This is a genomic window from Sporosarcina saromensis (genome assembly GCF_054901285.1).
This window is the reverse complement of sequence record NZ_CM142738.1, coordinates 911638-926268: the sequence shown is the minus strand read 5'-3', so window position 1 is coordinate 926268 and position 14631 is coordinate 911638. Positions and strand designations below refer to the sequence as shown.

Here is a 14631-nt window from a genome sequence, read left to right as displayed (position 1 = left end):
AGGAGTTCATGATGAATCAACAAAACGAAAAAAGAGGTTTCCGATCACTTTTAGAAATTCTGTTCGTTTCAACTCGACTTGGTTTAACTTCATTCGGTGGACCGATAGCACATTTAGGCTATTTCCACGAAGAGTATATCCGTAGACGCAAGTGGATGAGCGAAAAAAACTATGCAGATTTAGTCGCCCTCGCACAATTTTTACCCGGACCGGCGAGTAGCCAAGTCGGCATCGGTATTGGGGTAATGCGAGCGGGTGTATTAGGTGGGATTGTTTCTTTCATCGGGTTTACACTTCCATCTGTAATTGCACTTATGATTTTCGCCATGCTGTTACATGAATTTGATGCTACAAATGCAGGATGGATTCATGGATTAAAAATTGTCGCTGTCGCTGTCGTTGCCCACGCAATCATGGGAATGGCTAAAAACCTGACTCCTGACAATAAACGAAAAACGATTGCACTCCTTGCACTTATCGGGACACTCATTTGGCAATCCGCCATGACTCAAATCGGCGTCATCCTAATCGCCGCCCTGCTCGGCTTCATGCTATACAAACGGCACGATGCGGAACAAGAAACAAGTTCACACTTTCCCATATCGAAGAAAGTGGCCACCATCTGTTTGGCACTCTTTTTCACGTTACTTTTTGCATTGCCGGTCATACGAGAACTAACAGGTTCCTATTGGGTCGCAATGTTTGATAGCTTTTACAGATCCGGCTCATTAGTGTTCGGTGGCGGACACGTCGTACTACCACTACTTGAACAAGCCTTCGTGCCGACTGGATGGATCGACGAAGAAGCCTTTTTAGCGGGTTATGGTGCAACACAGGCCGTCCCCGGACCTTTATTCACCTTCGCGGCGTACTTAGGAACGGTCATGAATGGCTGGTTAGGAGGTCTAGTTGCCACAGTGGCAATTTTCCTACCCGCATTCCTACTTATACTTGGTGCATTGCCTTTTTGGGATCAATTACGCTCCAACCCGAACATTAAAGGAGCAATTATGGGTATTAACGCGGCAGTCGTTGGTATTCTCATTTCCGCTTTCTATTTCCCAATTTGGACAAGTTCCATCGCGGCACCGATTGACTTTGCACTCGCCGCAGTATTATTTACTATGCTGGCGTACTGGAAACTACCACCTTGGATTGTTGTCGTAACCGGCGCGATTGGCGGCGTACTGCTCGGTCTTATTTAAATAAAAAGCAGAGTCCTCATTATTAAAGGCTCTGCTTTTTCAACGATTCACATCGACTCCATTAACACCGTCACAAGAATCCCTAAAACCATCCCTACCACAATCGCACCCGCAAACAATAACCCTCTCTTCAACACCTCATCCTTTCCAACCCTTTCTACATTGTATTAATACGGCGGACAAGATATGAAATAAAACGGGGACAGGCACCAAAACAATTCGGAATTGTTCTGGTGCCTGTCCCCTTATTCAAGCATTTATTTATCCATCATCAGTTTCAAAATCCATTCATCTGTTTGGCGTGTACCTTCATTGCCAAGTGTACAGAAAGCGTCAATGGATTTTTCGACGTCATCATGAATGAAGCCATCCGTCGATTGAATACCATGATCGGACAATGCCAATAATGCAGATTGGACCGCGACGTTCGAATTCGTGGATACTTTCATGGCGCATCCTGCTTTTGCACCGTCGCAAATCATACCGGACACATTGCCGATCGTGTTTTGAATTGCCGCTTTCACTTGCTCTAACGTTCCGTCCAACAAGTACACAATCGCCGCACTCGCTCCCATACCTGCTGTTGTTACGCCACATAATGCTGATAACCGACCAAACTTCGACTTAATATGAATCGTTACCAAATGACTAAGCGCCACTGCACGGATCATTTTGTCATCGGCGACTTGCAGCTTTTCTGCCACACCGACAACAGGTAATGTAACGGCAATTCCTTGATTCCCACTACCTGTGTTCGCCATTACCGGTAACGTCGAACCTGCCATCCTCGCGTCAGAACCCGCCGCTGCTAACGACATCGCTGCAGTTGCCAAATCATCCGATAACAGACCTCTCTCCACATTTTGGCGGATCGTCTTCCCGACATTTAAACCATAATTCCCTGAAAGCCCTTCAATTCCAATGATGCGATTCAATTCAATACTTTTCTTAATTAACCCGAGCTCTTCAATATCGACTTTACAAACCCAGTCATAGATCTCGTCAATAGACAATTCATCCAACTCTTCTTTGGAAGATTTCATGCCGATGTTCTCGCAACCACCCTTGAACACCGCTTCCCCGTCCACTTCAATCAACGTAATATTACTATGGTTATCCGCAATGATAACACGCGCTGTATGAAGATCCGTTTTGACGATCACTTCAATATAGAGCAACTTCGGTGTATCCGCCTGACTCGCTTTCACTTTACCTGCTTCAAGCAACTCCTCCGCCAAACGCTCGTCCTCCGCTGTAAGCCCTTTCAACACTTCCAAGCCATAACTCGCATTCCCCGCAACCGCTCCGATCGCAGCAGAGAAATCCAACCCTTTACCAGACATCCCAGGAATCCCAACGGACTTCGCGTTCTTAATAATATTGCCACTTGCACTTACAACGAGTTCCTCAATCATCCCAATCGCATGACTTCTCGCAGTCGCCGCTGCATACGCAATCGCAACAGGTTCTGTACAACCAAGTGCAATGACAAGTTCTTTTTCTAATATAGCTGAAATTTTATCGTTCTTCATATCGGGTACCACCTTTATTGTAGAATTTTCAGTCTTATCAATTGATAAGCATTTACTGAAGCGAATGTACCTTTTTTAGACATAGAACTCAATACGTTCTGGCTATTTTGGCACTTTTCAGCACTATTCAGGTTCAAGGTGGAGGGTTAAATGGCAGAAATGAGATGTAGTTGTGTGCGTACTGATTAGGAGGAGTGGGAGTATCATTGAATACGAAGAGCGTTATCACCGTTTCTGAGGAGGTTATCACCGTTTCGCTGGCCGTTATCACCGTTTCTGAGAAGGTTATCACCGATTCTGGACACTTTATCACCGTTTCTCTCTTTTCCGCCTAAATTCTTTACATGTACATTATCTCAAGTGCGAAACAGCGGGTCCCATTGTAGAACTTCGACGTTACCACGGCTTTATCACAATTCCAAACAGCCCCAGACGCGTTACCACCGATTTAGAGTACTTTACCACCGATTCGAAGGAGGTTACCACCGTTTCCAAGCACTTTACCACCGACTTTAAGGCTGATACCACCGATTCTATCGACTTTACCACCGATTCGCTCCTTTTCACCTATTTCCCCTAGCATTCCAAACGGTCACCCGTGCAGGATTTTCGTTTATCACCGCTTAGCTACAGTTTATCACCGCTTATTCGCCATTTATCACCGCTCGTGCGCACTTTATCACCGCTCGCGCTCATTTTATCACCACTTACCCACATAATGGATATTAACTCAACCTACTATAAGCAAACATCACGACAAATCCGCCTCTATGCAAGTAGACATCTCCCCAACTTCATCCCATTCAACCTTTCACGCTGTATAAAGCAAAACCGCCCCACTCTTTTCGCCAATCAAAAAACGACCTCCCGATACTAGGAAATCGCTTGTTTATTCCACATACTTATTTCAAATAAAACGACGAGCTATCAATCACTTCCACGTCCGCTCTCCTCCCTACTTCCTTCATCAGCTGAAAGAGCGCTGCGTCCTTCAATTTTGCTTCAATCATGCAATCTATTTGAGGAACAGTCCCTTTGATTTTATTCAGAAACTGAAAGAACATCTCGACGTCCACCGTATCGGCGTGGTGGCGGAAAGCGGATTCACTTTTCGGACTGGAAATGTGCATTTTAATGGGTAGCGGCGAAGTGTCCCAAGTCGCAACAACCCTCCCCCAATCCTCAACCCAGTTTTCGTTACGATGATGCGCCAAATGATGATGGTAATCAAAGACAAGGGGAATGCCGAGCTTCTCACAAAGGTAAAGTGTATCTTCCAGCGTGAACGATGTATCATCATTTTCGAGCATAATGAGTTGTTGAATAGAACGCGGGACTTCATGCCAATTTGTAGCGAAACGCTCCAACGACTTTTCCGTATCTTTATAATTTCCACCAACGTGTAAGACACAACGATGGGTCGCATCAATGTTCATTCCTAGAAGCAGTTCTTCATGCATCCGTAAAGTGGTTAAGGAATTATGCGAGACATCTTTTTTCATGGAATTGAGGACGACAAAATGGTCTGGATGAAAATCGATCCGCATGTTGTGCTTCTTTACAAACTCGCCGATTTCCGCCAACTTTTCAGTTAACGGCTCCATATAGTCCCACTCGCTCAGCTCCTCATGATTTGCCAACGGAATGAGCCGAGAAGTTAACCGATAAAAATGAATTGCATTGAACACATTATGCTTCAGCAACCGATGTGTGTTTTCTAAATTTGCGAGCGCAATGCGTTCCAATTTGCGAATGGCCGCTTCCCGGTCACCAATTTTTTGAAACTGCGCAAATGTCATTGTTTTGGATGGTGATGCATTTTTCAACTCCATGCTCATCGCCACATACCCAAGTCGTACAATCGTCATATGACCACCTCAGAGATAGTATGGGGCGAACTCGGAGTAAGTAGACATTGGCAGTACACGAATTCAACTCATTTAAAACAACAAGTAATCTATGAACTGATTAGTCTCAACACAACTTTCTACCTACTGTAAAATAATACCTCTATTATCCTATTAAATAATAAACTATAATTAGTAGATTAAACATTAACATCATAGGAGGATACTACATTTTATGAAATTTAACGTAGGAAAAAAATTATGGATTGGCTTCACATCCACTTTAGTTATCATGATGTTGATAGGCATTTCTGGATTATTCGCACAATCATCTATCGATAAAGAATACCAATATTTAATTAATGATAAAATAAAAAAGGTACTGTTGTTTGAACAATTGTCTGCTAATCAAAATCAGATCGCTAGCTTTCTTAGAGCATACATGTTGTATGATGACGTAACGTATCTGGAAGGCAAAGATAAGATTCTTACTACAGGTGACGAGATTCTAAGTGAACTGGATCAACTAGTCCGTACGGAATCCGCACGCGTCACACTTTCCGAGATTGTACAAGGTAGAGAAAGTTACAATGAAACAACCAAAAGAATGATTCAAGAATTTCAAAATGGTAATCAAGAAGAAGCATTGGTAATTGCAAAAGAATCTGCGGTTTATCAAAATCAGATCTCAAATAATATTGAAGAACTCATCCAACATCAAGTTAGCCAACAAGCCGTTACTGAGCAAGATTTACAGAACTTATTGTCTACAATCCGAATGATTACGATAGGATTAATGATTTTTGCTGTTATCTTGAGCATCGTTATTGCTCGTCTCATTAGCCGTAGTATCGCTCGCCCAGTCAGTACGATGACAACTTCATTGCGACAAATTGCAGACGGGGATTTCGCGATTGAACCTGTCACGATTAAAAATCGAGATGAGATTGGTGACATGGCCAACGCTTTTAATGAAATGGTAATGGATTTGCGTGTAATCATTACAAATACACGAAATTCAGCGACACAACTTGCTGTTCAAGCTGAGGAACTTTCAGCGAGTTCAGAAGAAAGCCTAGCCGCTTCGGAAATGGTTGCTGAAATTGCGGAGAAAAACTTAACTGCTAGTGATTTGCAAGTAAGCATTGTTAATGAATCGACGACCGCAATGGGAGAAATGACATCAGGATCTTGCGCATTAACGAAGAGAACGCAGAAATGATGCAATCCACTGAGAAAGTTACGAAGCTCGTTCATGAGGGGGCGACGTTAATGAAAGACTTCTCTGAACAAATGCTCTTAATTAGCAAATCAATGGAACATTCCTCGGAAATTATCGGTGACTTGGCGACTCACTCAGAGCAAATTCGTCGCGTAACCTCTGTCATTACGGCTATCGCAGAACAAACGAATTTACTAGCATTGAATGCGGCAATTGAAGCTGCACGGGCAGGTGAACACGGAAAAGGATTTGCTGTTGTTGCTGAAGAAGTTCGGAACCTTGCAGAGCAATCTAAACAATCAGCCGTCGAAATTGGCCAAGTGATTGACATGATGATTCAAAACGTAGGAAAAGTCGTGACAAGTACGACAGATGGCAATGAACGTGTAGAAGCAGGTCGTGTCGTGACAGAACAGACCAGAGATGTATTTAAGAAAATTGAATGCGCCTCCACTGAAGTGAGTACGAAAGTGACAACAGTTTCTGCTGCGATTGAACAGATTCGCGTGATGACTGACGAGGTATCCGGTGGTGCTAAACAAGTGCAAGAACTTGCTATACAAGCTGCAGCGGAAGCTCAATCTACGAGCGCAGCTACTGAAGAACAACTTGCGGCAAATGAAGAAATTTCTTCAAATGCACAAACGCTCTCTCAATTGGCCGAGAACTTGCAAAGTGATATGAGTAGATTTACGGTTTAACTTCCCTAAGGGGCAGCGGATAAAAGAAATAGAGGTAATCGGAATAACCCATCAGAGCTACTCTCCGATGGGTTATTTTTCGTTTATACACTAAAAATTGGCCTTGCTCGGTTTAATGTCCGTCACCCGTCCAATAACCAAATCGAAAAAAGTGAAATGACAAAACTGAATACGAAGGCAATGCCCCAATCCACCTTACGTCTTTTACGAAAGAGGAAACTTATAAAGCTACATAAGATGAAATTAATTACGATGAGTACACCTAATGTCAGCATTGTCGCCACGAGAACCCCTCCTTATCAACTTCATTTCCTGGGAAACTACACACGCTAGTTCATGCCACTAATCAACACATACAAGCCTAACGGCGACACACTTACAGCAACTAATCCAACGACCATCCACTTTCCTTTCACCATCCGAACAAAACTATTAAACAAGTTCACACCCATGAGCAGGAATATAAGATAGAAAAACGCATTATTAAAAGTAGCAGGAATGATCAATGCAAAGATACCAATGATTGTTCCATAGTGAATGAATCGCCGAAGCGCAGTATGGTTACCTTTATTCATTCCCATCACTCGCTAGTAACTTTCTCGCAAACACCAATGCCCGCTCCGTCGAATGAATCAAAGCCACATCCCCTTTCTCCAGCCTTAACGTCAACGCTCGCCGAAAGCACTCCATCGCTTCGTCAACCTTATGCATTTCCAACAAGCACTTGCCTTTATGTTGCAAAACAAAATCCCTATAAATCGTATCATCCGTTTCTTCACATCGTAACGATGCACGATTGAACATTTCCATTGCTTCCTCATGCCGCCCATCGTATTTCAAAGCCTCTCCAAGGCGAATCAACGTGACGATTTCTCTACGAGCAGATCGAGAATTCTCAGCATCCCGTAGATTCAATTTCAAATAATGAATAGCCATCTTCGGCTCTCCAAGTATCCGATATAAGTTTCCTAGTGTTCCGTATAGACAAAAGCGTTCATCTTCATTCGACTTTACCGCTTGTTCTGCAAGGTCGATGACACGACGCAACTGTACCGGATCAGAGGACTGCTCACGTAAAAAATTCTGTTCGTCAAAATAAATCGTCTCTGTTAGCGCAGCAAGTTCTTCTTTCACCGTTTGGATATCCATGCTTATTCTCCTCGTTCAAGTTGGTCTGCAGACAACCGCTTGCTATCAAGGCAATCAAATTGAATGAATTCACCGACATACCCCCATAATTTCTCTCTATCACTCCACTTAGACTCACCACACGAAATACCACTTCATACAATCTTATCCAACAATGCAACGGAATTCAATTGAATTTTTAGAATTAAAATCTCTTTGCCAGGAACTATTCAACGTACTCCTTGACCACCAAGACACAAAAACCTCCATGATTGTCACATCCCATTGAAAATTATGTGAAAAGTACGTATGTTACAAGTAGCGAATTACCATGTCTCGGGAATAAAAGGAGAGCGGATTATGCACAACTTATATGAAACGGCATTGGATAACGAAGAAATTGACATCATTCTTCACTTAACGGAAGAACCCGTAGTTGTACAAAAACGGATGGCGGAAATGAACGGCACCCCTTTCACAACGGAAAACGCAATGCAAATTGAAGCTACTGTGCACGTCCAACAACAGCAAGTGTTCAACGCAATGAAGTCTATGAACATTCCCTTTAAAAAGTTCCATTCATTTAACACCTTGTTAAATGCCATTGCGACAACCATTCCATCAAAAGATTTAAAGAAACTTTGTAACATACAAGACATTCAATTGATCGAGTCAGACTTCAAGGTTTTGGCATCAGGGGCGACTTCGACAGAGGTAGAGTCATCCTCGGAACATGAAATGGACGCCATTTATTCAGAAGTAAAAGCACTTTGGGCGGAAGGGATAGAAGGACAAGGGGTCAAAGTGGCTGTGCTGGATTCAGGGATTGACAGACACCATCCTGCCATTCAACATGCCTATCGTGGCGGGATGAACTTTGTTGATCAATCAGACCCTGAAAAATACGAGCGAACGAGAGATGAAAATGACCCTTCCGAAACATCTCCTGACGAACGTCCAGCCGGCGCTCCTGAAAAAGCATCGACATCCGGCGCACGCTTTGAGACCTATCACGGAACGCACATTGCAGGCATTATTGCAGGTAAAAATGCATTTGGCGTAAAAGGGGTTGCACCGAAAATCGACTTGTACGCCTACCGTATTTTTGGATCCTACACGAGCGGTGACACATCAACCATCTTACGAGCAATCGAAGAAGCAGTCGCACAAAAAATGGATATACTCAATCTTTCATTAAGCGATAATAGCGACATGGAAAACCACGCATTGTCGATTGCCGTAAACAACGCAGTCCTCGCTGGCGTCGTTGTCATTAGTACAGCCGGCAATACCGGATCAGTCCGTGGATCGGTACGTGCGCCAGGAACCGCCCGTCTCGGCATCGCAGTCGGCAACTCAACCATCCATGACGAAATTGACAGCTCCAGCTCACGAGGACCGTCACGACCGAATTTTGATATTAAGCCTGATATTTTAGCACCTGGAACAGACATCCTTTCCACGATGCCAAGATACCGTCAAGCAGACGATTATACAGATGCTTATAAACGCGAGACAGGCACATCCCAAGCAGCACCCTATATCACTGGCGTCGCTGCACTCTTAAAGCAAGCCCATCCGGATTGGACGCCATTTGATATTAAAGTGGCCATGGCAAACACTGCAAAAGTACTCGATACAAAAGTGTACAATGTGTTCGACCAAGGGGCTGGCCGTGTTCGTCCTTACGCAGCTGTTCATCCTACCATTCTCGCTTATGCACTTGAGGAAATTGATGCAACCGGCGAGGGAGAACTCGTTGAAAATCAAAAAGGGGCTGTGACGTTCGGAGCTGTAACGTTATCAGAGAATTTTACCCTTACAAAACCTGTGCTTGTGAAGGATATAAAAGGAACTGGTGGAAATTACGACGTCACCGTACACGTCACGCAACCGTATGACGGTGCAACAATAACCGTCGAACCGCCTACATTCACAATAGACGGCGAGCAACTGCTCCATGTCACCTTAACAGCCTCCAAAAACGAACAGACGAAATATCGAGATGAGTTTCTAGGCTATATCCATATTACGGACCGCGAGCAATCGATGGACGTATCACTACCCTTTGCCGCAGACTTTAGCAACGGCGCAACCGTCACGCCAGCCATTGAGGAACTGAGCATAACTCAAAAAGATCTATCGTTTGGCAATGAAGAACAAGCACCTCCAACTGAAATCACATTGTCCATTAACAGTGACTTGTCCTACCCAACCCTAGAAATTACCGACTACTTGTCAAAAGCACCAGTAGACAGCTTGTTCTATGACAACGGATTAAGCCTAGGCACACGCAAATTCCCACTTCTTCACAAGTACACGTCCAGTTGGACAAACGAAGAAGCAACGCTAGCGGACGGCATCTATTCCATCGACTTCACCGGAATGGCCAACGCCGAGCCACTAACCGCAAGCATCGGGCCGATTTTCGTGAAATCGACAAAGCCTGTAATCACTGGAGCAATTCAAGGAGCGACAGTTACTGGACAAGTAACCGACCCATACATCGACTTCGCTAAATCGCTCGCTGAACGCGATGAAGCATTTGATGTAAATGAAAAGTTGAATGCGTCTTATCAAGTGATGAAGGATGGCAAACTTGGTAAGCCTGTACCGTTCCTTTTGAATGAAGACGGTACGTTTGAGGTTGAGTTGGATGTGCCGGAAAGTGTAAGGGTAACGGTTGTGGATGCTGCGGGGAATCAGGGAGAGAGTTTGTTGGTATAGGGGAAGATGTATAAACTGAGAGAGACGGGTCGATTCTCAAAGTTGGATAGTTCTTACCAATCGCCGGAAGTGATTGGCATGTCAGGAATAACCTCTTCCTCCGAACTGTTCTTTATAGGAAGAAACTCATGCCGTTGTATGTATATATAACAACTAGCTATATTGAAATACAACTATCTTGAGAATAACAGTTCTTTCCAACGACTTGAATAATCATGTTTGCCCTGTACACTGAGGATAGGTATTGAACAAAACAAAAGAGACCGACCAATGCTGTTACATTGAACGGTCAATTTAATAGCAGATTCCCAAAAGGGAATCGGCAGATGAGGAAATAACCTATCCTAACTGAGCCGCTAACTCAAGGATAGGTTATTTTTTATGGTTGAATGACAATATGGAGGCCTGCACGAAGCAGGTCATGCAGTCGTTGCGACAGGATGTCGCGTTCTTAGACTGCCTTCCTTGCTGCGAATGTAAATATGACATTAGTTATTCAAAACACGCAGAAATACGAGCACGTAAGTCTTTAACAACATTCATACTTAAGGAAACTCCTTTTTAATATAAGAGCTTAATGAACGGCAGGGCCCCAAAGATTCGTGCTCTGCCGTTCATGATTTAAGCCTAACAGAGGCCGGCTGATATATTCTGTTTTCTTTTCTTTTCAAATCAAGACTGCTACCTTATCAAGATTATAAACTTTCTTAATCCTAGCCATTATTATCTCTAATACTTCATCTTCCTTCAGCACATCAAGAATCATTGCACCGCCTAAGATGTTAAGATAACGGTTCGCCTCTACAAAATGTTCTCGTTTGATTTGAAAACCTTCTTGTTTAAGTGTTATAAGGGCACGTAAAACTCCTTTTGTAATATTACGATTTGAAGTGAAGTTACTAGAGAAAAAGACAACGCACCTAGCTGAAAAATCCGCGGATGAGAAAAACTCTGTTAGCCAGTACGGGTCCTCTTTATTTGCTTCATCATAAGTCATATAACCTACCCACCATAGACGTGCTAACAAATGAACATATAGGGATCGTTTTGCACCATGGGTAAAGAAGAGCGCCGATTGAATTCGTTTGTCATTCTTCTTTTCCAAGTCCATAGATAGGCGGTAATAGCTAAATTCCCGCATTTGCATATGGGCTAATCCAGCCCACAAACGTTCATGGGTAGCTTCTGCCACAGTCAAGTGCTGTAAAGCTTCGTACACAATCTTCACATTTTCAAAGTCGCTCACCAAATAGTCGCTGTCAAAATTAAATTTTGGTCGCTTGTAGTCAATGTTAGACTCAAAAGTAGCACCTTCTTGAGCAAAATAACTATCGAACCATGCATTATCTTTACTATAATAATGTTCTTTATAAGTATCATAATTGACACGTAAGTCTTGTAATGTATTTTCGGATAAAAATTTAATTTTCATCAACTAGTCCTCCTCTTTGATAAGTTTTTCAATTTCTTTAAATGATTTTTCGAGAGGATTTCTTAGGACAAGTTGTACCGCCTGGATAACAGGGACGGTTCCATCTAACACTTGTGAAAATGGTATATTATTATTATCAAAAATCTGTACAAGAACTTGGTACCACTTATAGTCTTCATATCCTGACGTATCTTCTTTCAATGTGTGAAAGACATCTACCAAACAAGGCGTGAAGACAGTAGCTAAAATTGTGTCTTTTAATCTCGAACCCGCATATTCAGCATACTTGTCATATATTCCTTTTGGCAATTCTATCAGAATTTGATCAGAGCTCATTTGAATGTTCATATGTTCCGATTTCTCCACACGGCGAACAGTTATTATTGATGGTAAATTTTGAGTCTCTGTAGACTCTTCGTGCAAAATAATATCTATCGCTTCTGCAATTGCCAACATATTACCCTTTTCAAATGTTAATGGTAAGTCACGATAAAAGTCATTCAGCTGGGTATTTGTATAGTTTTCAATAGTAGTGGTTGCAATGATAAACGGACGAATTTCCATCTTCCCCCGCAGTCGTTGATCGTCAATGTGTGCAGATAAACTCGGCATAATTGATTTAACAATAGAACGATAACTCGTTTGAGGACATTCAATATGCATTACAAATGCCGCATTTCCCTCTTCTATCAGCTTTTTGATACCTTCGTTTTCTAATGTGCAAAACATTTCAAGCTTGACCTGGCCGAAGGACTTCTCGGCTTTAACCTCCACTTCGAATCGAGAAGCTAGATAGTTATCATTTTCTTTATTTAGCACTGGATATGGAAGGCTACTGTTAAACCTCATACAAATCCACCTCCAATACACAGTAATGTTCATAATCAACTTTCACCATAACAAAAATGTCCTTTTTGCCGACTTTATTCTTGAAACGGACCATATTGCCCGAGATAGTGATGTTATCAATTTGGGATGATTCAATGTCTTTAACTGGTAGTTTAAACTCGCCTTGCTCCCCTAACACTTTAAATTCGAGCCTTCCTCTATCGAATTTTTTCTTTGGTTTAACATTTATCCTATATAAACCCTCTTCTTTATCCATACAAATGTATCGCGTTTCTATTTCAATAGGCCTGTTCTTCTCTTTCTTTTCCTTACCTTCTTTTTCCGTACCGGTTCCCTCATCAACACTTCCTTGCTGGCCATTGTTATTTCCAGAGCCTCCACCTTGACCAGTGCCGTCTCCTTTGATTTCAGGGGAATGACCTGATTCATCACCTTCAGTAGATAGTCCTGCAGATACTAATTCGTCTAAGAAACTCTCTCCTCCGGTTCTTTTCTTTGGTTTTTTCTTCTGCTTTGCTTTTTTCTTTTGTTTCAATTCTTTAATCTTCACCGTAAGTGATTCCCGCTTCTCTTCACCTTCTCCTAAAATAGGTGAATCCGGTAAAAAGTCGCTTAAGCCAATAGCATCCATTGTGTCTGTAGTTTCAACTTGAAACGTTTGCTGGACCGTTTCCCGCACGAACTTTCGCAAATCACTGAATGCCCTTTCCGCTTCTTTAGGGCTTGGTTCATAGCGGTTTGGTTCCCATAATGTATGTGCTGGATTTTCCATTTTCTTGAATACCTGATTCATATGTCGACCGGTAATAATTAAAATTCCTGTGAATGAAATGCTTCCACTAATCCGGTTTTGTTCGAATAGACGCATTCCCACTTTTCTAGTCATAAGAACACGTCGATTCAAATCGTCACCTTTCATTATGTAAAGGGTAGCCTCTCCTTCTTCAAATGTCCCAATAGTTTTGTATTCCCTTTTGGGCGAAGGTATTTTTAATGCCTTATCAGAAATAAGAACCTCATAATAGGATTTCACGTGACGATATTCTTCCTTTGTCTCATCAAGCGATTGAATTAACTCCCCCAGATTTTCATGAGAGATTACCTCATCCTCGATTCTTACAACCAATTTCTTCTGATGAATAGTAATGAAGAAATTGAATAACACTGAATTTCGAATCTCATTTACCCAATTAGGTTTTGGTTTAAATCCTGCAATATATATATCTGTCCCAGTTTCTGTTCGCTCATAATTTGGGTCTAGATTTAAGAACCCAGGAATTGCTTTGGAATTTTCGTCGTTTGTGTAATAGCCGGAACCTATGGTTGTTAGCCCCGGTTCTTTCTCAAACGACATGATGTTTGCAACACCAATATGTGATTTGTAGTTTGTCGAATCTAAAGATTCGTAGAAAAGGGTGCGAAGCTTTGAATTTGCGAATGGAGCAGATTTTCCAATTCCAAAACTACCACCAGAACTATCACCTTTATTGGATGAACCCGCCTCGCGAATCAGTGAGCTCCAAGGCGATCCTAATTCTCCTCGCCTTGCTCCTTCCAATCCTTTTGTATTGAAATCACTAATTCGTAAAAATTGAATCTCAGGCTGTTCCATAATTTGTTGTGCTTGTTTGATAAATTGTTCACTTTTATCATTTTTACCAGTCCACGTTCGCTCACATTTTTTATATACTTCGACTAACTCCGTCTGCTGCGGAAACATCTCAGAAGGAATATCAAAAGCTTTGAATTCAATAATTACAGGCTTTGTTTCATCCTTTAATGCATCCAATGAATTTTGACAAATCTCACGAGTTAATGAATCAAGTTCATTACCACGAAATGTTTCAATACCCGCATTGTTGATTGAATTAATTAATCCCCCTGAAGTAGCAGGAAAATTCCAAAATGAATTCATATAAAAATCCCCCTTACAGGTTATGTCTCTATTTATATTCGCTAGTTTAGATACTTATTAACCAGTGCAATTT

At 42.2% G+C, this 14631-nt stretch carries 14 protein-coding genes; 5 read left to right on the top strand and 9 right to left on the bottom strand.

Features of this window, described 5'->3' with window-relative positions:
* Nucleotides 1-11 precede the first annotated feature (11 nt).
* Nucleotides 12-1205 carry a chromate transporter gene (locus ACVHUV_RS04485; protein ID WP_462086264.1) on the top strand — a complete coding sequence of 398 codons (1194 nt, stop codon included), beginning with the start codon at nucleotides 12-14 and terminating at the stop codon, nucleotides 1203-1205.
* Nucleotides 1206-1462: 257 nt separating this feature from the next.
* Here the strand turns inward: ACVHUV_RS04485 and ACVHUV_RS04480 are convergent, their stop codons facing one another.
* The gene (locus tag ACVHUV_RS04480; protein WP_462086263.1) at nucleotides 1463-2737 is read right to left on the bottom strand and encodes an L-cysteine desulfidase family protein; all 1275 of its coding nucleotides are present in this window, start codon (nucleotides 2735-2737) and stop codon (nucleotides 1463-1465) included.
* A 206-nt stretch (nucleotides 2738-2943) separates the two neighbouring features.
* Here ACVHUV_RS04480 and ACVHUV_RS04475 point away from each other — a divergent pair, with 206 nt between their 5' ends.
* Entirely contained in the window at nucleotides 2944-3072 is a 129-nt protein-coding gene (locus tag ACVHUV_RS04475; protein WP_462086262.1) for a hypothetical protein, read from the top strand.
* A gap of 113 nt (nucleotides 3073-3185) precedes the next feature.
* Here the strand turns inward: ACVHUV_RS04475 and ACVHUV_RS04470 are convergent, their stop codons facing one another.
* Together ACVHUV_RS04470 and uvsE are read right to left on the bottom strand one after the other, a co-directional pair.
* Nucleotides 3186-3320: a hypothetical protein gene (locus ACVHUV_RS04470; protein ID WP_462086261.1), complete on the bottom strand. Its 135-nt coding sequence runs from the start codon at nucleotides 3318-3320 to the stop codon at nucleotides 3186-3188.
* Nucleotides 3321-3639: 319 nt separating this feature from the next.
* Nucleotides 3640-4605 carry a UV DNA damage repair endonuclease UvsE gene (uvsE, locus tag ACVHUV_RS04465; protein ID WP_462086260.1) on the bottom strand — a complete coding sequence of 322 codons (966 nt, stop codon included), beginning with the start codon at nucleotides 4603-4605 and terminating at the stop codon, nucleotides 3640-3642.
* A 214-nt stretch (nucleotides 4606-4819) separates the two neighbouring features.
* Between uvsE and ACVHUV_RS04460 the strand changes: the two genes are divergently transcribed.
* Together ACVHUV_RS04460 and ACVHUV_RS04455 are read left to right on the top strand one after the other, a co-directional pair.
* A complete protein-coding gene (locus tag ACVHUV_RS04460; RefSeq protein ID WP_462086259.1) occupies nucleotides 4820-5806 on the top strand; it encodes an MCP four helix bundle domain-containing protein in 987 nt (328 codons plus the stop codon).
* Nucleotides 5803-6507 carry a methyl-accepting chemotaxis protein gene (locus ACVHUV_RS04455; protein ID WP_462086258.1) on the top strand — a complete coding sequence of 235 codons (705 nt, stop codon included), beginning with the start codon at nucleotides 5803-5805 and terminating at the stop codon, nucleotides 6505-6507. Before ACVHUV_RS04460 ends, ACVHUV_RS04455 begins: the two co-directional genes overlap by 4 nt.
* Before the next feature lie 122 nt (nucleotides 6508-6629).
* Here the strand turns inward: ACVHUV_RS04455 and ACVHUV_RS04450 are convergent, their stop codons facing one another.
* Genes ACVHUV_RS04450 through ACVHUV_RS04440 form a run of 3 tightly spaced genes read right to left on the bottom strand, consistent with a single transcriptional unit; the run spans nucleotide 6630 to nucleotide 7656 of the window.
* Nucleotides 6630-6791, bottom strand: coding sequence for a hypothetical protein (locus ACVHUV_RS04450; protein WP_462086257.1), 162 nt, complete (start codon nucleotides 6789-6791; stop codon nucleotides 6630-6632).
* A 45-nt stretch (nucleotides 6792-6836) separates the two neighbouring features.
* The gene (locus ACVHUV_RS04445) at nucleotides 6837-7082 is read right to left on the bottom strand and encodes a hypothetical protein (RefSeq protein WP_462086256.1); all 246 of its coding nucleotides are present in this window, start codon (nucleotides 7080-7082) and stop codon (nucleotides 6837-6839) included.
* Entirely contained in the window at nucleotides 7075-7656 is a 582-nt protein-coding gene (locus ACVHUV_RS04440) for a tetratricopeptide repeat protein (RefSeq protein WP_462086255.1), read from the bottom strand. Before ACVHUV_RS04440 ends, ACVHUV_RS04445 begins: the two co-directional genes overlap by 8 nt.
* Before the next feature lie 339 nt (nucleotides 7657-7995).
* On the opposite strand from ACVHUV_RS04440, the gene ACVHUV_RS04435 reads away from it, so the two are divergent.
* Complete coding sequence (locus ACVHUV_RS04435) at nucleotides 7996-10362, top strand: S8 family peptidase (protein WP_462086254.1); 2367 nt, start codon at nucleotides 7996-7998, stop codon at nucleotides 10360-10362.
* 667 nt (nucleotides 10363-11029) lie between these two features.
* On the opposite strand, the gene ACVHUV_RS04430 is transcribed toward ACVHUV_RS04435, so the two are convergent.
* From ACVHUV_RS04430 to ACVHUV_RS04420, 3 genes are read right to left on the bottom strand one after another with little or no spacing between them, the layout of a single operon-like run.
* Nucleotides 11030-11794 (bottom strand): DUF6339 family protein, encoded by a 765-nt coding sequence (locus tag ACVHUV_RS04430; protein ID WP_462086253.1) that lies wholly within the window; start codon nucleotides 11792-11794, stop codon nucleotides 11030-11032.
* A 3-nt stretch (nucleotides 11795-11797) separates the two neighbouring features.
* Nucleotides 11798-12643, bottom strand: a complete 846-nt coding sequence (locus ACVHUV_RS04425; protein ID WP_462086252.1) for a hypothetical protein — start codon at nucleotides 12641-12643, stop codon at nucleotides 11798-11800.
* Nucleotides 12633-14558, bottom strand: a complete 1926-nt coding sequence (locus ACVHUV_RS04420) for a hypothetical protein (protein ID WP_462086251.1) — start codon at nucleotides 14556-14558, stop codon at nucleotides 12633-12635. The genes ACVHUV_RS04425 and ACVHUV_RS04420 overlap by 11 nt, the downstream gene beginning before the upstream one ends.
* Nucleotides 14559-14631: the final 73 nt, after the last annotated feature.

Coding starts and splice junctions, on each gene's coding strand:
- ACVHUV_RS04485 (WP_462086264.1), top strand. CDS start 12: ATGAATCAACAAAACGAAAAAAGAGGTTTCCGATCACTTTTAGAAATT.
- ACVHUV_RS04480 (WP_462086263.1), bottom strand. CDS start 2,737: ATGAAGAACGATAAAATTTCAGCTATATTAGAAAAAGAACTTGTCATT.
- ACVHUV_RS04470 (WP_462086261.1), bottom strand. CDS start 3,320: ATGCTAGGGGAAATAGGTGAAAAGGAGCGAATCGGTGGTAAAGTCGAT.
- uvsE (WP_462086260.1), bottom strand. CDS start 4,605: ATGACGATTGTACGACTTGGGTATGTGGCGATGAGCATGGAGTTGAAA.
- ACVHUV_RS04460 (WP_462086259.1), top strand. CDS start 4,820: ATGAAATTTAACGTAGGAAAAAAATTATGGATTGGCTTCACATCCACT.
- ACVHUV_RS04455 (WP_462086258.1), top strand. CDS start 5,803: ATGATGCAATCCACTGAGAAAGTTACGAAGCTCGTTCATGAGGGGGCG.
- ACVHUV_RS04445 (WP_462086256.1), bottom strand. CDS start 7,082: ATGAATAAAGGTAACCATACTGCGCTTCGGCGATTCATTCACTATGGA.
- ACVHUV_RS04440 (WP_462086255.1), bottom strand. CDS start 7,656: ATGGATATCCAAACGGTGAAAGAAGAACTTGCTGCGCTAACAGAGACG.
- ACVHUV_RS04435 (WP_462086254.1), top strand. CDS start 7,996: ATGCACAACTTATATGAAACGGCATTGGATAACGAAGAAATTGACATC.
- ACVHUV_RS04430 (WP_462086253.1), bottom strand. CDS start 11,794: ATGAAAATTAAATTTTTATCCGAAAATACATTACAAGACTTACGTGTC.
- ACVHUV_RS04425 (WP_462086252.1), bottom strand. CDS start 12,643: ATGAGGTTTAACAGTAGCCTTCCATATCCAGTGCTAAATAAAGAAAAT.
- ACVHUV_RS04420 (WP_462086251.1), bottom strand. CDS start 14,558: ATGAATTCATTTTGGAATTTTCCTGCTACTTCAGGGGGATTAATTAAT.